25 protein-coding genes are annotated in these 24,131 nt (G+C 64.0%); 11 read left to right on the top strand and 14 right to left on the bottom strand.

Annotated features, from left to right (window positions below):
* Nucleotides 1-3: 3 nt before the first annotated feature.
* From AC1TQG_RS14775 to AC1TQG_RS14765, 3 genes are read right to left on the bottom strand one after another with little or no spacing between them, the layout of a single operon-like run.
* A complete protein-coding gene (locus AC1TQG_RS14775) occupies nucleotides 4-327 on the bottom strand; it encodes a DMT family transporter (protein ID WP_482138062.1) in 324 nt (107 codons plus the stop codon).
* A 5-nt stretch (nucleotides 328-332) separates the two neighbouring features.
* Nucleotides 333-683 carry a DMT family transporter gene (locus AC1TQG_RS14770; RefSeq protein ID WP_482138756.1) on the bottom strand — a complete coding sequence of 117 codons (351 nt, stop codon included), beginning with the start codon at nucleotides 681-683 and terminating at the stop codon, nucleotides 333-335.
* Nucleotides 684-694: 11 nt separating this feature from the next.
* The gene (locus tag AC1TQG_RS14765) at nucleotides 695-1,876 is read right to left on the bottom strand and encodes a lipase family protein (RefSeq protein ID WP_482138061.1); all 1,182 of its coding nucleotides are present in this window, start codon (nucleotides 1,874-1,876) and stop codon (nucleotides 695-697) included.
* Between the two features lie 153 nt (nucleotides 1,877-2,029).
* On the opposite strand from AC1TQG_RS14765, the gene AC1TQG_RS14760 reads away from it, so the two are divergent.
* From AC1TQG_RS14760 to AC1TQG_RS14735, 6 genes are all read left to right on the top strand, one after another.
* Nucleotides 2,030-3,040, top strand: coding sequence for an EamA family transporter (locus AC1TQG_RS14760; protein WP_482138059.1), 1,011 nt, complete (start codon nucleotides 2,030-2,032; stop codon nucleotides 3,038-3,040).
* Nucleotides 3,041-3,078: 38 nt separating this feature from the next.
* A complete protein-coding gene (locus tag AC1TQG_RS14755; RefSeq protein ID WP_482138057.1) occupies nucleotides 3,079-3,774 on the top strand; it encodes a type 1 glutamine amidotransferase domain-containing protein in 696 nt (231 codons plus the stop codon).
* A 98-nt stretch (nucleotides 3,775-3,872) separates the two neighbouring features.
* Nucleotides 3,873-4,844, top strand: coding sequence for a TIGR00341 family protein (locus AC1TQG_RS14750; RefSeq protein ID WP_482138056.1), 972 nt, complete (start codon nucleotides 3,873-3,875; stop codon nucleotides 4,842-4,844).
* A gap of 58 nt (nucleotides 4,845-4,902) precedes the next feature.
* Nucleotides 4,903-5,304 carry a nuclear transport factor 2 family protein gene (locus AC1TQG_RS14745; protein ID WP_482138054.1) on the top strand — a complete coding sequence of 134 codons (402 nt, stop codon included), beginning with the start codon at nucleotides 4,903-4,905 and terminating at the stop codon, nucleotides 5,302-5,304.
* Between the two features lie 166 nt (nucleotides 5,305-5,470).
* Complete coding sequence (locus AC1TQG_RS14740) at nucleotides 5,471-6,688, top strand: acetyl-CoA C-acetyltransferase (RefSeq protein WP_482138053.1); 1,218 nt, start codon at nucleotides 5,471-5,473, stop codon at nucleotides 6,686-6,688.
* Nucleotides 6,689-6,726: 38 nt separating this feature from the next.
* A complete protein-coding gene (locus tag AC1TQG_RS14735; RefSeq protein ID WP_482138052.1) occupies nucleotides 6,727-7,599 on the top strand; it encodes an LLM class F420-dependent oxidoreductase in 873 nt (290 codons plus the stop codon).
* 45 nt (nucleotides 7,600-7,644) lie between these two features.
* Here the strand turns inward: AC1TQG_RS14735 and AC1TQG_RS14730 are convergent, their stop codons facing one another.
* Both AC1TQG_RS14730 and AC1TQG_RS14725 read right to left on the bottom strand, forming a co-directional pair.
* Entirely contained in the window at nucleotides 7,645-8,763 is a 1,119-nt protein-coding gene (locus AC1TQG_RS14730; RefSeq protein ID WP_482138050.1) for an NDMA-dependent alcohol dehydrogenase, read from the bottom strand.
* A 72-nt stretch (nucleotides 8,764-8,835) separates the two neighbouring features.
* The gene (locus tag AC1TQG_RS14725) at nucleotides 8,836-10,266 is read right to left on the bottom strand and encodes an aldehyde dehydrogenase family protein (protein ID WP_482138049.1); all 1,431 of its coding nucleotides are present in this window, start codon (nucleotides 10,264-10,266) and stop codon (nucleotides 8,836-8,838) included.
* A gap of 296 nt (nucleotides 10,267-10,562) precedes the next feature.
* Here AC1TQG_RS14725 and AC1TQG_RS14720 point away from each other — a divergent pair, with 296 nt between their 5' ends.
* The 3 genes from AC1TQG_RS14720 to AC1TQG_RS14710 all read left to right on the top strand — a co-directional run bounded on the left by AC1TQG_RS14720 (nucleotide 10,563) and on the right by AC1TQG_RS14710 (nucleotide 13,974).
* Nucleotides 10,563-11,306 carry an SDR family NAD(P)-dependent oxidoreductase gene (locus tag AC1TQG_RS14720; protein WP_482138047.1) on the top strand — a complete coding sequence of 248 codons (744 nt, stop codon included), beginning with the start codon at nucleotides 10,563-10,565 and terminating at the stop codon, nucleotides 11,304-11,306.
* A 27-nt stretch (nucleotides 11,307-11,333) separates the two neighbouring features.
* A complete protein-coding gene (locus tag AC1TQG_RS14715; RefSeq protein WP_482138045.1) occupies nucleotides 11,334-12,173 on the top strand; it encodes a mycofactocin-coupled SDR family oxidoreductase in 840 nt (279 codons plus the stop codon).
* A gap of 349 nt (nucleotides 12,174-12,522) precedes the next feature.
* Nucleotides 12,523-13,974, top strand: a complete 1,452-nt coding sequence (locus AC1TQG_RS14710) for an MFS transporter (RefSeq protein ID WP_482138043.1) — start codon at nucleotides 12,523-12,525, stop codon at nucleotides 13,972-13,974.
* Between the two features lie 93 nt (nucleotides 13,975-14,067).
* On the opposite strand, the gene AC1TQG_RS14705 is transcribed toward AC1TQG_RS14710, so the two are convergent.
* The 9 genes from AC1TQG_RS14705 to AC1TQG_RS14665 all read right to left on the bottom strand — a co-directional run bounded on the left by AC1TQG_RS14705 (nucleotide 14,068) and on the right by AC1TQG_RS14665 (nucleotide 22,624).
* Complete coding sequence (locus AC1TQG_RS14705) at nucleotides 14,068-14,829, bottom strand: SDR family NAD(P)-dependent oxidoreductase (RefSeq protein WP_482138041.1); 762 nt, start codon at nucleotides 14,827-14,829, stop codon at nucleotides 14,068-14,070.
* Nucleotides 14,830-14,914: 85 nt separating this feature from the next.
* Nucleotides 14,915-15,730: a mycofactocin-coupled SDR family oxidoreductase gene (locus AC1TQG_RS14700; protein WP_482138040.1), complete on the bottom strand. Its 816-nt coding sequence runs from the start codon at nucleotides 15,728-15,730 to the stop codon at nucleotides 14,915-14,917.
* A gap of 67 nt (nucleotides 15,731-15,797) precedes the next feature.
* Nucleotides 15,798-16,853 carry a 2Fe-2S iron-sulfur cluster-binding protein gene (locus tag AC1TQG_RS14695; protein WP_482138038.1) on the bottom strand — a complete coding sequence of 352 codons (1,056 nt, stop codon included), beginning with the start codon at nucleotides 16,851-16,853 and terminating at the stop codon, nucleotides 15,798-15,800.
* A gap of 109 nt (nucleotides 16,854-16,962) precedes the next feature.
* Nucleotides 16,963-17,793: a MaoC/PaaZ C-terminal domain-containing protein gene (locus tag AC1TQG_RS14690; RefSeq protein WP_482138036.1), complete on the bottom strand. Its 831-nt coding sequence runs from the start codon at nucleotides 17,791-17,793 to the stop codon at nucleotides 16,963-16,965.
* 16 nt (nucleotides 17,794-17,809) lie between these two features.
* Complete coding sequence (locus AC1TQG_RS14685; RefSeq protein WP_482138034.1) at nucleotides 17,810-18,988, bottom strand: lipid-transfer protein; 1,179 nt, start codon at nucleotides 18,986-18,988, stop codon at nucleotides 17,810-17,812.
* Complete coding sequence (locus AC1TQG_RS14680) at nucleotides 18,989-19,423, bottom strand: MaoC family dehydratase (protein WP_482138032.1); 435 nt, start codon at nucleotides 19,421-19,423, stop codon at nucleotides 18,989-18,991.
* On the bottom strand, nucleotides 19,420-20,523 hold the full coding sequence (locus AC1TQG_RS14675) for an acyl-CoA dehydrogenase family protein (protein ID WP_482138031.1): 1,104 nt from the start codon (nucleotides 20,521-20,523) through the stop codon (nucleotides 19,420-19,422). The genes AC1TQG_RS14680 and AC1TQG_RS14675 overlap by 4 nt, the downstream gene beginning before the upstream one ends.
* A complete protein-coding gene (locus AC1TQG_RS14670) occupies nucleotides 20,523-21,461 on the bottom strand; it encodes a bifunctional MaoC family dehydratase N-terminal/OB-fold nucleic acid binding domain-containing protein (protein ID WP_482138030.1) in 939 nt (312 codons plus the stop codon). The genes AC1TQG_RS14675 and AC1TQG_RS14670 overlap by 1 nt, the downstream gene beginning before the upstream one ends.
* A complete protein-coding gene (locus AC1TQG_RS14665) occupies nucleotides 21,458-22,624 on the bottom strand; it encodes an acyl-CoA dehydrogenase family protein (RefSeq protein ID WP_482138028.1) in 1,167 nt (388 codons plus the stop codon). Before AC1TQG_RS14665 ends, AC1TQG_RS14670 begins: the two co-directional genes overlap by 4 nt.
* Before the next feature lie 136 nt (nucleotides 22,625-22,760).
* Between AC1TQG_RS14665 and AC1TQG_RS14660 the strand changes: the two genes are divergently transcribed.
* A complete protein-coding gene (locus AC1TQG_RS14660) occupies nucleotides 22,761-23,216 on the top strand; it encodes a nuclear transport factor 2 family protein (RefSeq protein WP_482138027.1) in 456 nt (151 codons plus the stop codon).
* A 7-nt stretch (nucleotides 23,217-23,223) separates the two neighbouring features.
* Nucleotides 23,224-24,123, top strand: a complete 900-nt coding sequence (locus AC1TQG_RS14655) for a TIGR03619 family F420-dependent LLM class oxidoreductase (RefSeq protein ID WP_482138754.1) — start codon at nucleotides 23,224-23,226, stop codon at nucleotides 24,121-24,123.
* Nucleotides 24,124-24,131 lie beyond the last annotated feature (8 nt).

The following is a 24,131-nucleotide window of genomic DNA, read 5'->3' as shown; positions in this document are numbered from 1 at the left end:
GAGTCAGTGCGCGGCACCGATTTCGATGATCAGCACTCCCCCGGCGATCAAGGCGATGCCGGCACCCATCAACCACGTGAGTGGGTCGTTGAACAGGATCCAGGCCACCACCGCAGTCAGTGCCACCCCGACCGCAGCCCAGATCCCGTAGGCGATTCCCACCGGCATGCCCTCGGCAAGGGCCAACGCCAGCGCACCGAATGCGGTGAGGTATCCGAGCACGGTCGGGATGAGCCACAGAATCTTTCGAAACCCGTCCGAGGCGCGCAGCGACATCGTCCCGATCAGTTCGGCTCCGATGGCGATGGCCAGGTAAACCCATTGCATCCGCGCTACTCCGAACCGGGTTGGTGCGGCTGCTCGGCAGGATGAGAACCGAGTTCCACCAGCAGAACACCCGCGATCACAATCGCGATGCCCAGGCCGATCACCCAGGTGAACGGCTCGTCGAACAGCACGGCGGCCAAGACCGCGGTCAACGCCACACCGCAGGCAGCCCAAACCCCGTATGCCACGCCAATCGACATGCCCTCACGCAGAACCAGTGCCAGGCACGTGAATGCCACGACGTATCCGACCACGACCAGCGTCACCCAGGCCGCATGATCCACTGCCGCCCGCAACGCCAGCGTCGCACTGACCTCGGCAACGATGGCACCGGCCAACAGCGCCCACTGCTTCATCGGTGATTTGCTCACCTGCGGCAATCATTTCTGACCGGGAGCCCGGCGATCCGATCTTTGAGGTATCGCCCGACATCGCCGGTGTTCACGTCGACGTGACCGGCAGTGGGCTGAAAGTTGACGGTGATCGGTCCACCGAGCTCGCAGGCTCGGGCGATGGCGTCGCCGGTCCACCTCGGATCGTTGAATCGGTCCCTGCCGCCGTAGAGCACGTAGAGCGGTGCGCTCAGACCTGCTCTCGGCAAAGCCATCTCCTGCAGCAGCGACCGCAGCGTGTCGGTGGCCGCCGGAGTTGTCGGCCGGAAATCCTGGGCCGAGACGCGGCTGAGCGCCTGGCCGCGTCCCGGTGACCGCCCGCAGTCGCTCAGCGCATTCCATTGCGCTGCCAGTGCCGGGCTGCGCAATTCATTCAGGTTCAGGGCGGGATGACGGCGCGCCAGCGACTCCTCCAGCCACTGGAGAACTCCCTGCTGCTCGACGGTCAGGGTCCCGGCGACCGCGAGGTCGACCAGCGGAACCTTGGTTGTCGACGGCACGTGGGCAACTGCTCCGACCAGGTCGAGCTCCGGTGCGTACTGCCCGGCGATCTCGTCGGCGGCCCACGTCACGCCGCCGCCCTGCGAGACCCCGTACGAGACCCAGGTTTCCGATATGTCGGGATAGACCTCGCCGATTGCTCGCACCGAATCGATCATCGTCCGCGCTGCCGCATAGGAGTCGAGGTAGGGATGCGGGCCGCTGTTGGTGCCCAGCCCCGAGAAGTCCGGAAAGGTCACCGCGAATCCGGCATCCAGATAGCGCCTCACCAGCCCGGACAGACCGTACAGATTGTCGGTCAGTGACGGTGCGCAGTTGGTGTTGATCCCTGTCGAACCGTGTCCGACCGCCAGGACCGGCCACCCGCCGGCGGGAGCAACGCCCTCCGGTTTGAACACCGTCCCCGAGACGATCACTGCCTGATCGTCCACATCGGTTGAGCGGTAGAGGATCTTGCTGCCCGAGACCTGCCAGCCGACGTCGGCCGACGAAGCCCAGTCCGCGGTCTGGACCACCTCACCGGGCATGGGGAGCTTCACCTGCGAATGGGGCACCGATAATGCCTGATCGACCATCGATGCCGAAGACGCATCGCCACAGCCGGCCAGAACAACTGCAGCGCAGATGGCAGCCACACCTCGCCTCGGAAATCCCACTGCCGCAATTTACCAGCGATCGCCACCGGCGACGCCCAGGTTGGTTCCGATCGGCGAGTGTTCCCCGATACACCTGCCGCAGACTGATTCTGGCCCTGCACACCGCACCGGATCCGCCCGATCCAGAGTCGACGCGTGGGCTTTACTACTGACATGACCGGTCGAGGAAAAGCGATACCTGCGGACAGCAAGACCCGTCCGACGTATGGCGTGCTGGTCGCACTGACGTCGGCGATCTGCTTCGGGACGTCGGGTCCATTGGCCAAGTCACTCATCGACAGCGGTTGGTCGTCGGCCGCAGTCACGGTTGTACGCCTTGGACTCGGCTCGTTGCTCCTGGCCATTCCGCTGATTGTGTTGCGTCGCCGACTGTTCGCGAATCTGCGCCGCGCCCCGGTCCTGGTGGTCGCCTACGGGATTCTTGGTGTGGCCATCGTGCAACTGAGCTTCTTCAATGCCGTCCGATATCTCGATGTCCCGATCGCCCTGCTCTGCGAATACTCGGGCATCATCCTGGTCGTCGTCTACGACTGGCTCATCCGCAGGCGGCGGCAGACCTTGCTCACCGGGCTCGGCTGCGTGGTGGCGCTCGGTGGCCTGTTCCTGGTGATCCTGGGCGGTGAAGGCATCGGAGACGTCGACCCCGTCGGTCTGCTGTGGGCAATCGGTGCGGCGGTCGGACTTGCCGCCTACTTCATCCTGGCGACCGACGACTTCACGAAGTCCGGCAACAGCGTCGATCCGCTGGCGTTGGCAGCCGGTGGGCTGATGGTGGGAACCGTCGTGATCGCGATCTCCGGCGCGATCGGTGTGCTTCCGATGTCCGCGGCCACAGACTCCCCGATCCTGGCCCACACCGAGATTCCCTGGTGGCTGGTGGCGCTGGCGGTGGCAGGCATCTCGACGAGCCTGGCGTACGTCACGGGTGTGCAGGCGGTTCGCCTGCTCGGCGCCACCCCGGCGTCGTTCATCGCATTGGTCGAGGTCGTCGCCTCGGCTCTGTTCTCCTGGTGGCTGCTCGGGCAGACGATGGCGTTCGCCCAGCTCATCGGGGCGGGCGTATTGTTGACCGGACTGGTGGCTGTCAACGCCGGCGGTCGTCGAGGAATACCAAGCGGCCCTAAAGACCTTGAACAAGGAAGTGCCCTGCAGACACCGGGGTGAAATACCGACGCCGCAATCTACGCGCGAAGGAGCACACCGTGGCAGACATTCTGTTCGTCCTGACCGGAGCCGATCACTGGACACTCGCCGACGGGACCAAACATCCGACCGGCTTCTGGGCCGAAGAGTTCGTGGCGCCCTATGAGGAGTTCACCAACGCCGGCCACCATGTGGTTGTCGCCACGCCCGGCGGTGTGGTTCCGGTTGTCGATGAAGCCAGCCTGAGCCCTGATATGAATGGCGGCCAAGAAGGCGCCGACACCGTCGCAGCCAAGGTGCGATCGAACCCCGCGCTGCAACAACCGATCCCGCTCGACACAGTGAAGCTGGACGACTACGCGGCCGTGTTCTACCCAGGTGGACACGGACCGATGGAAGACCTCGCGGTCGACAAGGTGTCAGGCCAACTCCTAACGGATGCAATAGATTCGGGTCGTCCGCTCGGCGTTGTCTGTCACGCTCCGGCCGCATTCCTGGCCGCACATCGGCCTGACGGCACCGCCACCTTCGCCGGCTATCGTGCCACCGGATTCTCCAACACCGAAGAAGAACAGGTCGGTCTGGCGCCCAAGGCCAAATGGCTACTGCAGGACCGCCTGATCGAGCTCGGCATCGACTACGAGCACGGGTCGGCCTGGGAGCCGAAGGTGGTCGTCGACCGAAATCTCTACACCGGCCAGAACCCGGCCTCATCGCGGCCGCTGGCGAAGGAGATCCTCGCCGCTCTCTCCTGACTGCCCGCAAACGAGCCATCTATACGAAGACGAGCCACTAACATGTGGCTCGTCTTCGCATTTCCGGCTCGTTTGCGAGGTCAGAGAGAGGACAAACGATGTCGGTGCTGATTCCGGACAACCAACGACGCAGCACCGACGAACTCGACGAACGCCTGGACCTTGCCGTCGGTGACAGCCGCGCCAAGCAATCAGCGTTCTGGGTGATGCTGGTGCTGTCCGGCGTGATCGCAACCGCAGGTGTCGCCTCGGACTCCACCGCGACCGTCATCGGCGCGATGATCGTCGCTCCGCTGTCCACCCCGATCCTGGGTGTCGGGTTGGGAATCGTCACCGGCAGAGGCGGTCTGGTGACCCGCAGTCTGCTCTACATACTCGCCGGAATATGTCTGGTGGTCGCAATAGGGTTTCTCGTCGCCCAGCTACTGCCCAATCCGACAAACGTACTGACCAACTCCCAGGTCCTCGGCCGCACGTCACCGACATTGATGGACCTGCTCGCCGCCCTGGCCACCGGATTGGTCGGCGCAATCGCGATCACCCGTCGCGACGTGGGCGATGTGCTGCCGGGTGTTGCGATCGCCATCTCGCTGGTACCCCCGCTCGCGGTCACCGGGGTCTGCCTGGGCTCACACGCGCCCGCACTTGCCGGCGGGGCATTCATCCTCTTTGCCTCCAACGTCATCGCGATGATCATCACGGCCTCGGTCGTCTTCGTCGTTGCCGGATACAACACGGTCATCGACGAACGTCGGCGCCGGCACAGACGCGTCTACGTCCTCTTGACGGCGGCACTGATCGTCGTGGCGGTGCCCATGGTCGTCAACTCGCTGTCGGCGTTGTGGGCCCGCCAGATCTTCACCGCCACCGAAGACTGGCTCGAAGGGAGCCCCGGGGCGCAGGTGTCGAGCGTGACCTGGCACGGAAAGACCGCCACCATCACCGTTTTGGCGCCGCCACCGCTCCCACCGGTATCCGAATTACAACGGTCGGTGTCGGACCTGATGCCCTGGAATCCGACCGTGAAGGTGGTCCACGATTTCGGCTCGACGGTCAGCGCCGGCGGGTGATCTCCCACCCAGCGGGACCCTGGTGGCAGAACTCGACAGAACCTGATGATCTCTCCCGGTGACGACAACGAACAGCGGTCCCGCTGACCTGCGAAAGAAGATCCTTCACACTGTCTCCCAGTATGTTTCGCTCTTGGGAACAGGGACAGCGGACGCGATCGCAGGTCTGTACGCAACGGATGCAACGCTCGAAGACCCGGTGGGTTCCGAACCTCGCCGCGGACGCGACAACATCCGGGCGTTCTACTCGAGGATGGACAGTACGAGCAGTACGGCAGAGCTGATCACCGTGCGGGTTGCAGGCAATTCGGCGGCGTTTCACTTTCGGGTTGCCACCACTACGGCAGATGCGGTGATCACCATCGAACCGATCGACGTCATGACATTCGACGACGAGGGACTCATCACCAGCATGCGTGCTTTCTGGTCACCGAACGACGTCCACACGGTTCCACTGTGACCACCGCCGGATCCGGCCCGATCGCTTTTCGCTGACCAGCCTCACTTCACGTGCCCAACCAAGCACTTGCTAGGTTGGTCTGAGCAGAAGTCTGGCGGCCATGTCAGCAAGTGACCACCGGCATCCCACGATGCTCTACGCGCTTAAGTTTCCGAAGGGACTCCCCATGCCAGAAGCAGTTATCGTCGCCACCGCCCGTTCACCGATCGGCCGGGCCGTCAAAGGTTCACTCAAAGACGTCCGCCCCGACGAACTGGCCCGCCAGATGGTCGAAACCGTCCTGAACAAGGTCCCCGAACTCGACCGCGCCGACATCGACGACCTGCACCTGGGATCCGGACAACCCGCGGGCAAGGCCGGCTTCAACATGGCCCGCGTCGTGGCCGTCCTGGCCGGACTCGACCAGGTCCCCGGCGTCACCGTCAACCGCTACTGCTCCTCCTCGCTGCAGACCACCCGCATGGCCCTGCACGCGATCCGTGCAGGCGAAGGCGATGTCTTCATCTCCGGCGGCGTCGAGAGCGTCTCCAACTTTGCTTTCGGTAGTGCAGACCGGTGGCCCGACACCAAGAACCCCGAGTTCGCCGTGGCCATGGAGCGCACCGCCAAAGCTGCCGAGGGCGGCTGCACCTGGAGCGATCCTCGTGAGCAGGGACTGCTGCCCGACATCTACATCCCCATGGGCGAGACCGCCGAAAACGTCGCCTCCTTCTCGAAGGTCTCCCGCGAAGACCAGGACCGTTGGGCCGTGCTCAGCCAGAACCGCGCCGAAGAAGCCATCAACTCCGGTTTCTTCGCCCGCGAGATCGACCCGATCACCCTGGCCGACGGCACCCTCGTCACCACCGACGACGGCCCCCGCGCCGGCACCACCTACGAGAAGCTCAGCGGGCTCAAGCCGGTCTTCCGCCCCGACGGCACCGTCACCGCAGGCAACGCCTGCCCCCTCAACGACGGCGCCGCCGCACTGGTCATCATGAGCGACACCAAGGCCAAGGCCCTCGGCCTCACCCCGCTGGCCCGGATCGTCGCCACCGCGGCCACCGGCCTGTCCCCCGAGATCATGGGCCTGGGCCCCATCGAAGCCGTCCGCAAAGCCCTGCGCTTCGCCGGCATGGGCATCGACGACATCGACCTATTCGAGATCAACGAAGCCTTCGCCGCGCAGGTCCTCGGATCAGCCAACGAACTCGGCATCGATCACGACAAGCTCAACGTCTCCGGCGGCGCGATCGCACTGGGCCACCCATTCGGCATGACCGGTGCCCGGATCACCACCACGCTGATCAACAACCTCAAGACCTACGACAAGAGCTTCGGCGTCGAGACCATGTGTGTCGGCGGCGGACAAGGCATGGCGATGGTTCTCGAACGCCTGAGCTGAACCGTCGGTCGACACCACCACAGGGAAGCTGCAGCGATATGCGCCTTGGCATTTCAACACCGGTCCTGGTCCAGCACCCGAGCACCCGTTCGGCGTGGGAAGCCACCGCAACCATCGATGACGTTGCGGAGATAGCGCAATGCGCTGATCGTCTGGGATTCCACCACCTCACCTGCAGTGAACATGTTGCGGTGCCGGTCGATGTGGCAACCGAGCGTGGTGGGACGTACTGGGATCCGTTGGCCACGTTCGGTTTCCTGGCGGCCCGCACCCGGCAAATACGGCTGGCCACACAGGTTTTGGTGCTGGGCTACCATCATCCACTCGAAATCGCGAAGCGTTACGGAACTCTCGATCGCATCAGCGGTGGCCGCCTGATCCTGGGCCTTGGCGTGGGGACCCTCAAAGAGGAGTTCGAGCTGATCGGAGCGCCGTTCGATGACCGCGGGGCTCGTGCCGATGACGCGCTTGCCGCAATTCGGACGTCTCTGTCGACATCGCAACCGGAGTATCACGGCCAGTTCTACGACTACGAGGGTTTTGTGGTCGAGCCACACGCCGCGGCGCAGCGGGTCCCGATCTGGATCGGCGGCCGCACAAAGCGGTCGCTGCGCCGGGCGTGTGAGCACGGTGATGGCTGGGTTCCGTTCGGGCTCAGTACATCCGAACTGAAGGCGATGCTTGCGGCAGCGGCCCTCCCGCCGTCCTTCGAAGTGATCCTGTCTGCGGGATTTCCACTCGATCCGCTGAGTGATCCTGACAAGACCGTCCGGACATTGGCGCGCCTGGGCGATGCAGGGGCGACAATCGCCAGTACCTCACTCGCGGCACGAACCGCCGAACACTACTGCGAACAGGTCGAAGAGCTTCATCGACTCGCGACCGCCGAGGGTGTCGAGTTCACCATCTGACCTGATGAACTCGACACCCTCGTCGTGTCTGAATTGCCGCGAGAGTCAGAAGTGGACAACTCCGCGCAGGTTCTTGCCTGCGTGCATATCCGTGAAACCCTGGGCGATGTCGTCGAGCTTGTAGGTGTTGGTCACCAGCTTGTCGAGTTCGAGTTTGCCCGAGGTGTAGAGATCGATCATCCACGGAATATCAGCCGTGGGTGCGCAGGAACCGAACAACGAACCCTGCAAACGCTTTTGGTACAGGGTCAGTTCCATCGGGCTGATCGGAATCCCGACGTCCGTCATCTTTCCGAGCCCGGTGACCACACAGATTCCGGCCTTCCGGATCGCCGAGAACGCGGCCGCGATGTGCTCGCCGGTGGTGACGCCGACGGTGACGATCGCCGCGTCTGCACCCTGTCCATTGGTGAACGACCGGGCGATCTCGGTGGCCTCTTCCATACCCGAAACAGCATGGGTGGCACCGAACTCCAACGCACTCTGGCGTTTGAACTCGACGGGATCCACCGCGATGATGTGCGCGGCGCCGGCATGGGCGGCACCCTGGACGGCGTTGATGCCGATACCGCCGATGCCCTCGATGATGACCGTCTGCCCGGGGTAGACCTCCGCGGAATTGACCGCGGCACCCCATCCGGTCACCACGCCACAGCCGAGCAGGCACAGCACTTCCAACGGCAGGTCCTTGTCGACGATCTTGACAGCTGAGTCCGTACTGACTGTGGTGTATTCACTGAACGTGGAGAGCCCGCAGGTCTGCGCCACCGGCGCCCCGTCGAGACTGAGCCGGAAGCTGGTCGGATCGTCCGGACGGGTGCCTGCCATGATCGCCGCGCCACGGTCGCAGAGATTCTGCAAACCTTTTGCACACCAACGGCATCGGCCACAGGCGGCGACGAAAGAGAACACGACGTGGTCACCTTCGGCCCAGCCTTGGGTCTCCGGACCCACCGCCACAACGACCCCGGCACCCTCGTGGCCACCACAGATCGGATATGAAGCCACCGCGTGGTCACCGCAGGCGATGTGGTCGTCGGAGTGGCACAAGCCCGAGGCGACCATGCGCACGGTGATCTCGCCCTGCCGTGGTTCGTCGAGATCGAGTTCGGCGACCTCGTAGATGCCGGGCGCCTGGCGGATGATCGCGCCGCGTGTCTTCATTCGGTTGTTTCCCTTCGGGGGTGCTGCGGCGACGTTCGAAAGTCGGCCGCGGGGGGTAGGTGGTGTGAACGATCAGGGCGTGATCTGAGCGGTCATCGCGGCGACGAAGTGGTCGCCGTAGGGCGGCAACATCCCCCACTCACGACGGGGATCGGCGGCCGGTGCGATGAATACCGTTCGGCTGTGGCTGAATTCGAGGAAGCCCTCCCGGCCGTTGTAGTGGCCGATACCCGAGGCACCGACCCCGCCGAACGGGGCATCCATCATGGCCGGGTGCATCATGACGTTGTCGACGGTGACCCCACCGGAGCTGGTGCGATCGAGGACCGTCCGACGCTCGTCGGAATCTGAGCCAAAGTAGTAGAGCGCCAGCGGTTTCGGTCCGTCATTGATCGATTCGATGACGTTGTCGACATCGTCGTAGGGCAACACCACCATCGCCGACCCGAAGATCTCTTCGGTATGGATACGTGATTGCGCCGGTGGGTCGACCACGATGCGAAGTGGCCGGCGCCGATCCACCCCGGACGGTTCCTCGTCGGGTGTGGTGACGACGCGGGCACCGAGCTCGACGGCCTCCCGCACGTACCCGTCGACCCGTTCGAGGTGGCGTTCGTTCACCGCAGCCACAACATCCGCGTTTCCGGAAATTGTCGGGTGTAGTTCCGCGAAAGCGGAGGCAACAGCATCGACGAACACGTCCACGTTCTCGCGCGGGACATAGACGGTGTCGGGGCTGACACAGATCTGTCCGCCATTGGTGGCCTTGGCAATTGCGATTTTCGTCGCCGCGTCCTTCAGGTCCGCCGACCGGCCCACGACGACCGGCGACTTTCCACCGAGTTCGAGTGTGACCGGAACCAGATTGCGCGCCGCGTTGGCCATCACGGCCCGACCGACTACACCGCTACCGGTGACCACGATGTGATCGAAGGGAAGTGACGTCAGCGCCTCGGCGACATCGACTCCCCCGGTGAACACAGTGACCACCGCGGGGTCCAGCTCTGCTTCGACCGCCCGCGCGAACACCTCGGCGGTGCGCCCGGTGATCTCCGACGGCTTGAGGACCGCACGGTTGCCTGCGGCGAGCACACCGGCCAACGGACTCAACAGCGTGAACAGGGGCGCGTTCCACGTGCCGATGATCAGAATCGATCCTTTGGCCTGGAACTGCACCTCCGCGCGGGCGCCAAGCGCGTCGTATGGCGCGAACGCCGGGCGCTCCTCGGGCCGCATCCACTGTTCGAGCTGATCACGGGCATGTTTGAGCGCTCCGAGCGAACCGACGACGTCGTTCATCAGGGAGAACCCGGGGTGGCGGCCACCGAAGTCGGCATCCATCGCCTCTGCGAATTCCTCGTGGTGCCGAACCACGAGGTCGATGACGGCTTGAAGGTTGTCCCGGCGCTCGGCAGCCGTAGCGGGTCCACTTGCGCGATGCGCCCGTCGCTGGAGGTGAAGGGCTTCGTCAAAAGCGATCGTGGCTGTGCTGTTCGCGGTCATGGGACGAGACTAAGATCACTCCCAGTGACCGAACCCTACAGTCTCGGTGAGCGGGACCATGCTGATCAGACCAGCCGGCCCGCGCCCAATGGCGCATCAGGGGCCGCCCCCAGCGGCCCGGCCCCGCACCGACGCAGTCCCGCTCATCGGGATTGATTGCAAAATTGGCGTTGTGCCGCATACGAATAGAATTGATTCTATTCTGGAGACCAGGTAGCCACACGTCTCCGACGCGGTCACCGAGGTTGCACCGATCCGACGGGCTCAGCGCGGAGGCATCGAGCACGAGGAGTGCAATGAGACTGCAAGGTAAGACAGCAATCATCACCGGCGGAGCCGGTGGAATCGGCGGGGCGATCACCCGCGTCTTCGTCCAGCAGGGGGCCAACGTCCTGTTCGTCGACATCGACGACGAACGCGGTGTCGCGCTGGCGAGCGAACTCGGCAGCGCATCAAAGTTTCTCAACATCAACATCTCGGAATCCGGTGCGGCGGAGAAGATACGTGACGCCGCCGTCGCGGCATTCGGATCCGTGGACATCCTGGTCAACAACGCCCACGCATCTCGCCAAGCCCTACTCGTCGATCACACGCCCGAAATGTTCGAATTGTCCTTCAACACCGGCTTCTATCCGACCGTGCATCTCATGCAGGCCTGTTACGAACAGCTGAAGGCATCGTCGGGTTCGGTGATCAACTTCGCTTCAGGTTCAGGTCTCGAGGGTATGCCGACCCAGACCTCCTATGCAGCTGCCAAAGAAGCCATCCGGGGAATGAGCAGGGTGGCCGCCAACGAATGGGCCGCCGATGGCATCCGGGTGAACATCATCTGCCCGTTTGCTGCCACCGAAGGTGTTCTCGCATGGCAGAAGGCTTTTCCCGAACGTGCGGCCGAGTCCGTGGCGAAGGTTCCCCTGCAGCGGATCGGAGATCCGGTGACCGATATCGCGCCCGTCGTGGTCTTCCTCGCGTCCGAGGACTCCAAGTACATGACCGGTCAGACGGTGATGGCCGACGGCGGCATCATCAAACTACGTTAGACCCGAACAGAATCCAGGAGTAGACCAATGACAGATGGTTTTGACGGACAGGTCGCACTGATCACCGGAGCTGCCCGCGGACAGGGTCGCAGCCATGCCCTCGCATTCGCGAAGCGTGGCGCCGATGTGGTCATCTGCGACAGATGCGAGGACAGCCCGGCGGTGGGCTATCCACTCGCGACAGAAGCCGATCTCGCCGAGACCGTGCGACTGGTCACGGAAACCGGACGCAGGTGCATTGCCGTCAAGGCCAACACCGCAGACCGGTCCGCGATGGATGCGCTTGTCGCACAGGCAGAATCCGAGTTCGGGCGGATTGACATAGCCGTTGCCAATGCCGGCGTATCCGTCGCCGCGCCGGTGCAGGTGATGACGGAGGCGCAGTGGTCCGAGGTCATCGCATCGAATCTGACCGGGGTCTTCAACACCGTCGGCGCGGTTTCACCAGGCATGATCAAGCGCGGATTCGGTCGCATCGTCACCATCTCGTCCATGCTCGGCCGGGCAGGCAGCACCAACATGGTCGGCTATGCGGCGGCCAAGTGGGGCGTGATCGGACTGACCAAGAGCGCAGCGCTCGACCTTGCCGGCCATGGCATCACCGTCAATGCGATTGCACCGGGCAACATCTCAACCCCCATGATCCACAACGCCCAGCTCTACGCGATGATGCGGCCCGACCTCGAATCGCCGACGATCGATGATGTGGCACCCATCTTCACCTCGCTGCACGCCCAGCCGGTGCCGTGGCTCGACGCCGAGGAGATCACCCGGGTGGTGCTGTTCCTCGCCGACCAGGCCAGCGCACACATCAGCGGAACGGTCATCCCCGTCGACGCGGGCAACGCCGCACGCGTCACCGGCTGACACCCTCATCCCCTTCATCCCGCTGTGGCCTCTGGTGATCCGATCACCGTTGGCCACAGCGGGTTCGTTGTCCCAGCGCCATGATGCCTCCATCAAGATGTTGCGCACTAACTGCCCACCGCGACAATCGGTCTGGGGCTCGCATCTAGTTTCCACTCACCGGGACTGAACCCCGTATGTGCTGTGCGTCACTGTATCTATTTATTCACTCGGCGGTCACTTTCCGCTTCCGATACAGGTAAGGACACACAATGCTGAACGGCACAGCAATGGCCCAAGGGCTTCTGCTCCCACGGTGTTGCAGCGCGACGACCACGCCCATCACACGGCGCCTTCTTGGAGGAATTCGATGACCACCATCCCCGATCCGATTGCTCCCCCCAGGCCTCCGCTACCCACCAGCGGGCGCTACAACCGGCGCCGCTCAGCCGGGGTCATCATCACCATCCTGGTGCTGGTCGAGATCATCAGCGCCTTCGAGACCTCGATGGTGTTCGCCGCGATCCCGACCATCATCGCCGACTTCGGCAGTGACGCAGCCACAGTCGGATGGGCAGTGACGGCCTTCCTTCTGGTCGCCGCGGCCTCGGCTGCGGTCTGTGGCCGCCTCGGTGACATGTTCGGACGTGAACGGGTCCTGGTGGTCATCCTCGCCATGGCCACGATCGGTTCGCTGGTCAGCGCACTCGGCGACAGCATCACCGCGATCATCGTCGGACGGGCGATCCAGGGCGTGGCGGGAGCGATCCTCCCGTTGTGCATCGGCCTGGCACGTGAACACCTCGCCAAAGAGAAGGTTCCCGTTGCGATCGCGATCATCTCGGGCTCGGCAGTGGCCGCAGGCGCTGCCTCCGCGTACATCGCGGGCCTGATGATCGACAACTACAGCTGGCACATGATCTTCATCGTCGCGGCTGTCTACGCAGCGTTCGCACTGTTGCTGGTCCTGTTCGCACTTCCGTGGCGCCCACCGGTCGGGACCACCCAAAAGGTCGACTACATCGGCACCATCGTATTCGCGCCTGCGATTGCAGCAATCTTGTTGGGTATCAATAAATCCAGCACCTGGGGTTGGTCCGATCCGAAGACCAGCGGCCTGATCATCGCCGGTGTGGTGGCACTGGCACTGTGGGTGGTCTGGGAACTTCGGGTAACCGACCCGATCGCCAACGTGCGGCTGTTCACCAACCGCAAGGTGGCGCTGACGATGCTCGCGACTCTGGCCGCAGCTATCGGCCCCTTCGGAGTCGGTAACATGGTCACGCCCTTGGTGCTTCAGTCCCCCACCTCCGCGCCGTATGGCCTCGGAATGTCGCCAACCGATGCCGGCTTGATGGCCCTGATCGGCGCGTTGATCGGTTTCGCATTCACGCCGCTCAGCGGCCGCCTGACGCGCACCGTGGGTTCACGAGCATCGTTGATCGTCGGTGGTCTGCTCTACGTCGGGGTGGCGATCCTGCTGGTCACGGCGCATGATTCCAAGGGTGGGATGTTCGCCATGATCACCACGGCATCGATTGCGACCGCATTCGCGTACACCGCCCTTCCGAACCTCATCGTGGAGGCCGTCCCCGTCCACAACACCAGCGAGGCAACCGGATTGCAGACGGTTCTGCGCACGGCAGGACAGGGTATCGGCACCTCGGTCGCCACGACCGTGCTGGCCGCTTCGGCCGTGGCAGGCAGTGTTGCTCCCACCGTATCGGGACTCAACGCCATCGCCGGCATCATCCTTGCCGGCGCCGTACTCACCGTCGGACTGGCGCTGATGCTCCGTCGTGGCAGCGTGTACGCGCACTGACCTTCGGAAAACTCTGTAACGCAAAACAATCGAGGTTGCATCGCTGCGGCGATGCAACCTCGATTGTTTGTTGTCAGGGAACGCTGTGGAACCTCACCCCCAGCGCGACTGCCCACCATCGAGGGGAATCGTCGCACCGGTGAGATACCCGGCGTCGTCGCCGACCAGGAAGACAACCGCACGACCGATGTCGGTCTCGGGATCGCCGACTCGGCCAAGTGGGATACCGGCAACGAATGCGGCCGACTCCTCCGGGTTCCGCTCCATCCAGCCTTCGAGGGCCGGCGTCGCGGCATGCGGCGCAACCGACAGCACGCGGATCTTGTCTGCGCCCCACTCACACGCGGCCGCTCGCGTCAGCGATCGCATACCTTCTTTGATCGACCCGTAGGCGCCATAGTTGCTCGCGTCCCAACGCACCGCGGCCGAAGTCACCAGATTGATGATCACCCCGCCACCACGGGCTTTCATGTGTGGATGGCAGAGCTGCATCAAGCGCAACGTTGCCAACGGGCCGGTGGCGAACGACTTCATGTACTCGTCGTCGTCGATCGACAGGATCGGTCCGGGCTTGCAGTCATTCGCGTTGTTGACCAGGATGTCCACCGAGCCCAGCACCGACACCGTCTTGTCCACGGCGGCTGCGACATTGGCGCGATCACTGACATCGCACACGACGGGCTCGGCGACCGCACCCAGGTCCGACAGAATCGCGCAGGTGTCGAGCAGCTTGGACTCGGTTCGTCCCGCGACCGCGATCGCCGCACCCTCCTTCGCCAGCGCCACCGAAATACCGCGACCGATTCCTTGACCCGCGCCGGTCACCAGGGCGACCTTGCCATCAAGTGTTCCCATAATTGCGTCCTCTCACTGGGGATTGCCAACATCTCTGCGCCGCAGCGCATCTGGCCGGTGAGTACCGGGCCTATGCACGGGCATTTCACGCCATCGTCTGGCCCATGTCGATGACGATCTTCGATCCGGTCACCGCGCGCGACAGATCGGACGCGAGGTACACCACGGCGTCCGAGATGTCGTCGACGCTGGTGCGCTTCACCCCGGTCAGCGGCCACCGGTAAGAATCCATGTAGGCCGGGAACTTTGAGAGTATGCGCGCAACATTGGGGTCATTGCCCATTTCCGTGTCCACAGCGCCCGGATGAATACTGTTGACGCGAATGTTGTGAGCGCCCAACTCGGTTGCCGCGGTCCGGGCCAAACCGACCAGTCCGTGCTTGGCAGCCGAATAGTGTGCGCAGCCGGGCGCGGCGGCAACACCGGCAGCACTGCTGACGAGCACGATCGAACCCCCGCGACCACCGTCGATCATGGCCGGAACCGCCGCGGCCAAGGTGCGCCACACACCGTTGAGGTTGATGTCCACCACTGTCGTCCACTGTTCTTCCGACATCTCCCAGAATCGGTTCCAGGTCGCGATCCCCGCGTTGGCAATCACGACGTCGAGACGTCCGAATCGCTCGACTCCGGTGACAACGGCAGCGCGTATCGCCTCGAGGTCCCGGACGTCGGCGACCACGTTCACGATGTCGCGACCTTCGGCCCGAACCAGTCGAGCTGTTTCGTCGAGGTCGGTGGCGGTGGCCGCCGCGTACCCGACATCGTCAGAAATCGGTGCACACACATCGATTGCGATCACGTCTGCGCCTTCACGCGCCAGACGCAGCGCGTGGTTACGGCCCTGACCCCGCGCCGCACCTGTGATCAATACAACTTTCCCTGCCAACAGATCTGTCATCTTCGGCACGGTACCCAGGTGTAGTAGAGATCACAAAAAGCGTTCCCGTTCAACGAGATCCGAGCCTTTAGAACTCCACGTTCAGGTGGTCACTGAGCGGGCGCGCCTGGCAGGCCAGGATGTAGCCGTCCGCGATGTCGTCGTCGTCGAGGATGGATGCGTTGCCCATGTCGACTTTCCCATCGACCAATGTGCATGCGCACGAACCACATTCGCCTTCGCGACAGGAGAACGGCACGTCGATGCCCTTGGAGAGCAGTACATCGACCAGCGTGGCCGAGCGCGGCCAGCTGTACTCGTGCGCTTCTCCATCGAGTGTGACCGAGACTGTTGCCGCGTCTCCGGCTTCTTCCTCGGAGATGTCGGGCAGGACCACGTCGGCGAACGGATCACCGGATAGTGAGGTGAACACTTCTGCGTGCACGCGGTTGCGTGGGATGCCAGCACGGGCCGCTGCATCATGCACTGTGTCCATGAACGGCTTCGGTCCACACATGAACACCCGGTGGCCATTGAACGCGGAGGCGAGGCCGGCGAGTTGATCCGCAGACGGCAGACCCTGGACGCTCTCGAGCCAGTGGATCACCGACAACCGGTCACCGTGCAATGCGGTGATCTCCATCAACTCGCGCGCGAAGATCACCGACTTCTCGTCTCGATTCGCGTACACCAGAACGACCTTGCCGGTGCCCTGACTCAGCGCCGACTTCAGAATCGAGATCACCGGGGTCACGCCGCTACCTGCGGCGAACAACAACAGATCGTCGTCGAAGTTTGCGGGAGTGAAAACACCCGCGGGTGGCAACACCTCGATCACGTCGCCGACCACGACGTTGTCGCACAGCCAGTTGGAGGCATAGCCGGCCGCGGTCCGCTTGACGGTCACCTTCGGCAGATCGTCGGTGAACGGCGAACTGGCCAGCGAGTAGCACCGAGCGACCGAACCGGTCTGATCACTCGGCACACGCAGAGTCAGAAACTGTCCGGGCTTGTAGATGAACTCGTCCACGCGGTCGCTGGGTACCTCGAAGACCAGCGACTTTGCATCGCTGGTCTCTTCGACGACCGCCGCGACGGTCACCTTTGCAGAACGCGAGCTGTTCGACATTTCAGCAGTTGTCATCGCGGGCGCTGCCTCTCCATACGTGAACCGGACTCGACGACACTAGGGCACCGAATGTGTCCGGGCACACTGACTTCTCGCTGAACGGGATTGGCAGGTCGTGCCATGGTCATCGCGCGTAGCCGGCACGGCCCCCGGAGATCGTCGGACTGCCATCCTTGACGAGTTCGAATGCCAGATCCGAGCTGTCGCCCCACACGCGTAGACCTGCCGTCTCACCGGGGTGGATCGCCGCTGCGAACCGGCCCTCGAGGGTCGTCAGGTCTGCCGGATGCTCGCAGGTCAGTCGTGCCAGTTCGACTGCCGCGACGCCCAGCGTGCACAGTCCGTGCATGATCGGGCGCGGCTGGTTGATCTTGGCCGCGGCCTCGGGGTCGATGTGGATGTGATGGCGATCACCGGTCAGGCGGTATAGCGCCGCCTGATTTTCCGTGGTGTGGACCACGCCTTCGAGAGCCGGATCGCCCTGCGGTCCGGCGGGGCGTGCCGGTCCGCGGTCGCCCCCGAATCCGCCTGCGCCCGGAGCGAAGATCGACCATGTCGCCACGAAGTAGTCGCTACGGACCACCACCTCGAACACTGCGGCGGCGCCCTTGTCCCAGACCTCGCCGACCGAGGCGGCCAAGGTCACCTCGCCACTACGCGGCAGCGGCGCCAAGACGGTCAGCTGCTGCGAACCGTGCAGTGCCGTGGTCATGTCGAATGCGCCACGTGCGCCCAGTTCGTCAGGTGCCCACTGCGCCAACGTCAATGCGAACGTCGGCAACACACGCAACCTGTCCTCGAACACGAGGTCGAGTTCGGTCGCCTTGGCGCCCACGGCCAATGCGTAGAGGATCGCGTCACGCTCATCGTAGGAAACGGTGCGGGTGCCCAGATCCTCACCGCGCCACTGCCCCGCGGTCTTGGTGGTTGTTCCGGCAATGCTGTCAGAGGTCACAGAGAAGTTCCTTTTCTCACGCGGCACCGAGGATGAGGCCACTGGTGGGCACCGCGGTTCCTGCAGTGACGAGCACATTCTCCACGCCATCGACTTGATTCGTCGACGTGCCCCGCAACAGGCGGACCGCTTCGGCAATGCCGTTCACGCCGTGCAGGTATGCCTCGCCGATCTGACCACCATGGGTGTTCGACGGAAGCCGTCCACCGATTTCCAGGTTGCCGTCGCGGATGAAGTCTTTGGCCTCACCCGTGCCGCAGAAGCCGAGTTCTTCGAGCTGCGGCAACACAAGTGGGGTGAAGTGGTCATACAGAATCGCGGCGTTGATGTCGGCGGGCGACAGCCCACTCTGACCGTAGAGCTGACGGCCGACCAACCCCATCTCCGGGATACCGGCGATGTCGGGGCGGTAGTAGCTGGTCATCATGTGCTGGTCTTTTCCGCTACCCTGCGCGGCACCCTTGATCAATGCCGCTGTGCCGGTCAGGGTCTTGGCGCGCTCGGCAGAGACGATCACCAGTGCCTGGCCACCATCGGTCTCCTGACAGCAGTCGAGCAGGTGCAGGGGTTCGGCGATCCACCGCGAGTTCTGATGGTCTTCCAGCGTGATCGGCCGCTCGTAGAACCAGGCGGCGGGATTGTTCGCGGCGTGCTTACGGGCCACCACGGCCACCCGGCCGAAATCCTCACTCGTGGCGCCATATTGGTGCATGTACCGCCTGGCGAACATCGCCACCCACTGTGCGGGCGTCGACAAACCCTGCGGCGTCATCCAGGCGTATGCCGCCCGGTCGGCGGTGCTGTCCATCGGCCGGTCGTGCTGACCGAGGCCGTAACGCACACCCGAGCGCTCGTTGAACGCTCGGTAACAGACCACAACGTCGGCGACACCGGTGGCCACCGCCATCGCGGCCTGCTGCACGGTCCCGCAGGCGGCGCCTCCCCCGTATCCGATGCGGGAGAAAAACTTCAGTTCGCCGAGCCCACAGTTGCGAGCCACCAGCACCTCGCCGTTGGTCTCGGCGGTGTAGGTCGAGAGGCCATCGACCTCGGACGGATCGATGCCGGCATCGGCCAGCGCGGCGATGATCGCTTCACATGCCAATTGGAGTTCGGTGCGTCCGGAGTTCTTGGAGAACTCGGTGGCACCGATGCCGACGATGGCGGCCGCGCCGGACAGTGGGCTGATCGCCATCTACAGACTTCCTTCCAGGTATGTGAACGTGACGGTTCCCTTGACGTGGTCACCGAGGCTGTTGCTGCCTCGAACCTGCACGGACACAAGTCCATCCTCGACACCTGTCACGGTGCCGGTCAGCGTCATGGTGTCCCCGGGATAGTTGGGCGCCCCGAGCCGGATCGCGACCTTGCGAAGCGATGCGCGTGGTCCGGCCCAGTCGGTGACAAAACGGCCCACGAGCCCGTTGGTGGTCAGGATGTTCATGAACACGTCTTTGGAGCCGCGTTGTACCGCGAGATCGGGATCGTGGTGCACATCCTGATAGTCCCGGCTCGCGATGGCCGTGGCCACGATCATGGTGCGGGTCAACGGGATCGCGAGTTCGGGCAGGACCTGCCCCACTGCGATCTGATCCAGTGCATCCTGCGTCACTGCGTCACCTCCGGTCATGACGCGACCCCGGAGGCGAGCTGCGCGCCGAGGCGGGTGAGGTCGGCACTCGCACCGCCGAGGGTCGCCGCGATCTGCTTGCCCCACAACAGGTGCCGGTGCACCGGGTAGTCGGTATCCACGCCGATACCGCCGTGCACGTGCTGGGTGCGGTGCACCACGCGCTGACCGCCGTCGGTGGCCCACCACTTGGCCACCAGTACTGCGGATTTCGGATCATGGCCGTTGGCGAGCAGCCAGGCTGCCTGCCACAGGGTCACCCGCATGGCCTCGAGATCGATGTAGCAGTCGGCCAACTGGTGGCTGACCGCCTGGAACGTCGACAGCGGGCGCCCGAATTGCTGACGACCGTTGAGGTAGGTCACGGCTTGCGTGACCGCACCGGTGCCAACACCGACCTGCAGGGCGGCCATGGCAACCTCCACGCGGTCGACGAGCCACTGCACCGACTGTCCTTCGGCGAGCAACTCGGCCGGTGCCGCGTCGAAGGTCAGATTCGACGCGATCGCGCGGGTCGTCGTCTCGTTGTTCTCCGAGACCACGCCGGCACCTGCCGGGTCGACCAGGAAAAGTCCGGTGCCCGAGGGTGTCGCGGCCGACACCACGACGCGCGTGGCGACGTGTGCGGCCGGGACCACGGCCTTGGCACCGGTCAGAGTCCAGGTTCCGTCGGCTCCGGCGTGCGCAGCCGTTGTCGGTGCGGTGGGGTCGGCGGGACCGAACTCTTCGAGACCGACGGTCAGGAACATCTCACCGGCAGCGACGGGAGGCACGTAGGCCTGCTTCTGTTCCGGCGAACCGAATTCCGCGATCGCCATCGCGGCGAGGGCGGTCTCCCACAGTGGCACCGGGGCGACATTGCGGCCCTGCTGTTCGAGCAGCACACACAGCTCGGTCAAACCCATTGCGCCGCCGTCGAACTCCTCGGGCAGTGCGATCCCGACGAGTCCGGCCTGGGCGAGCTCGCGCCACAGCTCCCGGTCGATACGTTCTTCGGTGGACTCGACGACCTTGACTCGGTCGATGCCCGACTTACCGGCGAAGATATCCGCGGCCAGGTCACCGATCGCGGTCTGCTCTTCGTTGAAGGTGAAATCCATCAGTTCTCCTCGGGTGCGGCCGGCCGGAACGCGGGAAGCGTCAGATCCGGGTCGGCGTCGATCCAGTCCAAGACCACCGGCATGTCGACCTTCACCTGATCCGGTTCGACACCGATCATGTTGGCGATCAGTCGGGTGCCCTCTTCGAGTTCGATGACGGCGACGATCAGCGGGTAGTCGAATGCGTCGATCTTGGGATGGTGGTTGACGACAAAGCTGTAGACGAACCCCTTGCCCGAGGCGTCCACGGTGTCCCAGTCCAGCGACCGGCAGTGTCCACACATCGGTCCCGTCGGATGCCGCAGCGTTCCGCACGCGGTGCACCGTTGGATGACCAGGCGGTGTTCCTTGGCCGCGTCGAACCAGAAGGCGTTGTCCTGGTTGAGTGCCGGCCGGGGCCGCAGGGCCCGGGGTGCCGGCTTCTCCGCGGGACGGAAACGCAATGTGCGCCACCGTTGTGTGGCGACAACATCACCGCCGACATTGCGGTAGGTCTTGAGCGTCGTCACAAAATGCCCGGTACCCAGGCCGGTCTTCTTCTCGGGGGAAATCGATTCGATGACCTCGGTGACGTTGATCAGGTCCCCGGCGCGCAGCTCGGTGAAGTATTCCTGTTCTGAGTCGGTGGCGACCACCGACGTGAATCCGGCGTCGGCCAACAGCCCGAAGAGTTCGACCGCGACGTCGGAACCCTTGCTGCCCGCGGCGGTTGCCGCGTAGCCCCGCATGGTCCAGGCCTGCACCATCGTCGGAGGGGCAATCGCACCCTCGCGTCCGGCACTGCGGGCCGCATCGTCGTCGAGGTAGATGGGGTTCTCATCAGCCATGGCCTCCACCCAGTGCCGGATCATCGGTGTGTTCACCGGATCCTGCGCCCATGTGGTGGGCACCAGCTCCTGGCCGACCAGGTTACTCAGCGCCGCATCGATCCCGCTCATTTTCCGCGTCCCATGCGGGCGGTACCCAGTCCGATGGTCGCGACCATGTCCCGCAGCACCTCGTTGACGCCACCACCGAAGGTGTTGACCACGCCCTGGCGGGAGATCTGCTCGATCTGACCGGCCAGGATCGCACCCGGGTTGTCAGGCCGGATACGTCCTGCGGCACCGAGGATTCCGAGCAAGGTCCGGTATACGTCGACATGGGTCTCGGTGCCGAACACCTTGGTGGCGCCGGCGTCTGCGCCCGAGAGCGTATCGGCGGCGACCGCCGCCGTCATCTTCCAGTTCATCAATCGCATGGCGACCAACTTCGCGTGCGTACGCGCGAAATCCTGCTGCACCCATGGGATGTCGATGGCACCGTTCTCCTTGGCCCACTCCAGCACCTGATTCCACAGGCCCTCGGTGCGGCCGCCGAGTGCGGCCAGGCCGATGCGCTCGTGATTGAGCTGCGCGGTGATCAGGCGCCAGCCACCATTGGCCTCACCGACAAGGGCTTCTGCCCCGACCCGGATGTCGGTGTAGTAGGTGGAGGTGACCATCAGTCCGCCCACGGTGGGGATCGGTGACCACGAGAAGCCGGGATCGTCGGTGGGGACGATCAGGATTGAAATGCCCTTGTGCTTGGGCGCTTCCGGATCGGTACGGCAGGCCAGCCAGACGTAGTCGGCGGTGTTGGCACCCGAGGTGAAGATCTTGTTGCCGTCGACCACCCACTCGTCGCCGTCGCGTACCGCCCGGGTCTTGAGCGACGCCAGATCGGTACCGGCATCGGGTTCGGTGTATCCGATCGCGAAAACGATGTCGCCGGAGAGGATTCCGGGCAGGAACCTCGCCTTCTGCTCCTCGGTCCCGTACTTCTGCAGCGTCGGCCCGACGGTGTTCACCGTGACGAACGGAAATGGCAGACCGGCCCGCTGAACCTCGTCGAAGAAGACGAACTGATCCTCGATCGAGCGTCCCTGACCACCGAACTCCACCGGCCAGCCGATGCCCAGCCAACCGTCTTTGCCGAGCATCTTGACGATCTCGCGGAAGCGGGGGCCACCTACGCCCTGCTCGCCGGCGGCGCGGCGCTCGTCCTCGGGCAGCAGCGTGGAGAAATACGTACGCAGTTCCCTCCTGAGCTCCTGCTGCTCGGGCGATTCAGTCAAATCCATCGTGGTTCTCCTATGACGTTTATGGCTATCGCTGCAATGTTCTGGACGCTAACTGCGCGCCACCGAGCGCGGTACCGAAGTCCCACCCAGCGGGAGGCCTGCACTGACGCGGTCTCGACCACGCTGGAATGCGATCATGGAACCCTCTGATCGCCTTGCCATCGCCGCCCTTGCGGCGCGGTATGCGCAAGCTGTCGACCGTCGAAACATGCAGGTACTGGCCTCGCTGTTCACTCCCCAGATGACACTTGTGCTGCCGGCCCAGATGAACGGAACTGACGCGCCCAGCGAATTGAAGGGCAGGCAGGCGGTGGCCCAGTCGGTGATCGATTCGCTATCACACCTGGTTGCCACCCGGCACGTCGTCGACCAACAGGTCCTCGAGACCGGCTCGTCCGACATCGTCCACGGTGAAACCTATTGCACCGCGCACCATATCTATTCGCGCGCAAAGGGATACCGGGACAATCGGTTCGCCATCCGGTACCAGGACACGTTTGCGCGCGCCGAAGGCCACTGGTTGTTCGCACGTCGCGAACTCGTTGTCGACTTCACCGAGGACGTCGAGGTGAGACGTGCAACAACAGCCTGATCAGCGCATGAAAGTCGGAATCAACCTACTCGGAGCCGAAGCCCTTTTCGACGGCGACGTACGTATGGTCCTCGACCTTGCGGCTCGGGCGGACCGTGCCGGTGTCGATCTGATCTCGACCGGTGATCATCTCGGCTTCACCGGAGATGCCCACGCACAGCGAGTGCGGGATCACAACTTTCTGTTTCCCCTTGAACACCCCTGGTACGAGCCGATCTCGCTGCTTTCGGGTATTGCGGCCGTCACCGCTCGCGCGCAACTGGGGGTATCGGTACTGATCGCCAATATTCGGCCGGCGGCTCTGCTTGCCAAACAGCTTGCGACTCTCGATGCCCTGTCGCAGGGACGCGTCGTGATGGGATTCGGTGTGGGATGGCAAGAGGCGGAGTACACCGCGACCGGTATGCCGTTCGACGCCCGCTTCGGCCGGATGGAAGAGGCTGTGCAGGCCTGTCGAGAGCTGTGGACGAATGCTCCGGCCAGTTTCACCGGGCGGGACTTCTCCTTCACGGACTTCCATAGCCTTCCGTTTCCGGTTCAGGATCGTGTCCCGATCATGCTGGGGTTCGGCCCGAGTCAACGCAACTTCGACCGGATCGCCCGCGTCGCAGATGGCTGGACCGTCAATCCGACCGACCTGTCGTTGTTCGCAGACAGCGTCGCTCTTCTCCGCAAGACATTTGCCGCGCACGGTCGTGATCCCCACTCTGTCCGCATCCAGGTTTCCGTCTCACCGGAGATGGGCCCCGACGGTAGCGTCGATCTCGATGCCACCGCCCGGTCGGCGCAGGAATGGTACCGACAGGGTGCAACCGTGGTCGTCTTCCGTCCCGCCGCATTCGGCATCGGCGCGACACAGCTTCCCGGGCTGCTCGATTGGATGACCGATCTTGCAGACCGAACGTAGAGAATGGA

The sequence above is a fragment of the Williamsia sp. Y844 genome, from assembly GCF_056786475.1.
Note: the sequence above shows the minus strand (reverse complement) of the source record. Positions and strands in the feature narration are given on the sequence as shown.

Excerpts from the sequence above, each read along its gene's own strand:
- AC1TQG_RS14775 (WP_482138062.1), bottom strand. The coding sequence starts at position 327 with ATGCAATGGGTTTACCTGGCCATCGCCATCGGAGCCGAACTGATCGGG.
- AC1TQG_RS14770 (WP_482138756.1), bottom strand. The coding sequence starts at position 683 with ATGAAGCAGTGGGCGCTGTTGGCCGGTGCCATCGTTGCCGAGGTCAGT.
- AC1TQG_RS14760 (WP_482138059.1), top strand. The coding sequence starts at position 2,030 with ATGACCGGTCGAGGAAAAGCGATACCTGCGGACAGCAAGACCCGTCCG.
- AC1TQG_RS14750 (WP_482138056.1), top strand. The coding sequence starts at position 3,873 with ATGTCGGTGCTGATTCCGGACAACCAACGACGCAGCACCGACGAACTC.
- AC1TQG_RS14740 (WP_482138053.1), top strand. The coding sequence starts at position 5,471 with ATGCCAGAAGCAGTTATCGTCGCCACCGCCCGTTCACCGATCGGCCGG.
- AC1TQG_RS14735 (WP_482138052.1), top strand. The coding sequence starts at position 6,727 with ATGCGCCTTGGCATTTCAACACCGGTCCTGGTCCAGCACCCGAGCACC.
- AC1TQG_RS14730 (WP_482138050.1), bottom strand. The coding sequence starts at position 8,763 with ATGAAGACACGCGGCGCGATCATCCGCCAGGCGCCCGGCATCTACGAG.
- AC1TQG_RS14725 (WP_482138049.1), bottom strand. The coding sequence starts at position 10,266 with ATGACCGCGAACAGCACAGCCACGATCGCTTTTGACGAAGCCCTTCAC.
- AC1TQG_RS14720 (WP_482138047.1), top strand. The coding sequence starts at position 10,563 with ATGAGACTGCAAGGTAAGACAGCAATCATCACCGGCGGAGCCGGTGGA.
- AC1TQG_RS14715 (WP_482138045.1), top strand. The coding sequence starts at position 11,334 with ATGACAGATGGTTTTGACGGACAGGTCGCACTGATCACCGGAGCTGCC.
- AC1TQG_RS14710 (WP_482138043.1), top strand. The coding sequence starts at position 12,523 with ATGACCACCATCCCCGATCCGATTGCTCCCCCCAGGCCTCCGCTACCC.
- AC1TQG_RS14705 (WP_482138041.1), bottom strand. The coding sequence starts at position 14,829 with ATGGGAACACTTGATGGCAAGGTCGCCCTGGTGACCGGCGCGGGTCAA.
- AC1TQG_RS14700 (WP_482138040.1), bottom strand. The coding sequence starts at position 15,730 with ATGACAGATCTGTTGGCAGGGAAAGTTGTATTGATCACAGGTGCGGCG.
- AC1TQG_RS14695 (WP_482138038.1), bottom strand. The coding sequence starts at position 16,853 with ATGACAACTGCTGAAATGTCGAACAGCTCGCGTTCTGCAAAGGTGACC.
- AC1TQG_RS14685 (WP_482138034.1), bottom strand. The coding sequence starts at position 18,988 with ATGGCGATCAGCCCACTGTCCGGCGCGGCCGCCATCGTCGGCATCGGT.
- AC1TQG_RS14680 (WP_482138032.1), bottom strand. The coding sequence starts at position 19,423 with ATGACCGGAGGTGACGCAGTGACGCAGGATGCACTGGATCAGATCGCA.
- AC1TQG_RS14675 (WP_482138031.1), bottom strand. The coding sequence starts at position 20,523 with ATGGATTTCACCTTCAACGAAGAGCAGACCGCGATCGGTGACCTGGCC.
- AC1TQG_RS14670 (WP_482138030.1), bottom strand. The coding sequence starts at position 21,461 with ATGAGCGGGATCGATGCGGCGCTGAGTAACCTGGTCGGCCAGGAGCTG.
- AC1TQG_RS14665 (WP_482138028.1), bottom strand. The coding sequence starts at position 22,624 with ATGGATTTGACTGAATCGCCCGAGCAGCAGGAGCTCAGGAGGGAACTG.
- AC1TQG_RS14660 (WP_482138027.1), top strand. The coding sequence starts at position 22,761 with ATGGAACCCTCTGATCGCCTTGCCATCGCCGCCCTTGCGGCGCGGTAT.
- AC1TQG_RS14655 (WP_482138754.1), top strand. The coding sequence starts at position 23,224 with ATGAAAGTCGGAATCAACCTACTCGGAGCCGAAGCCCTTTTCGACGGC.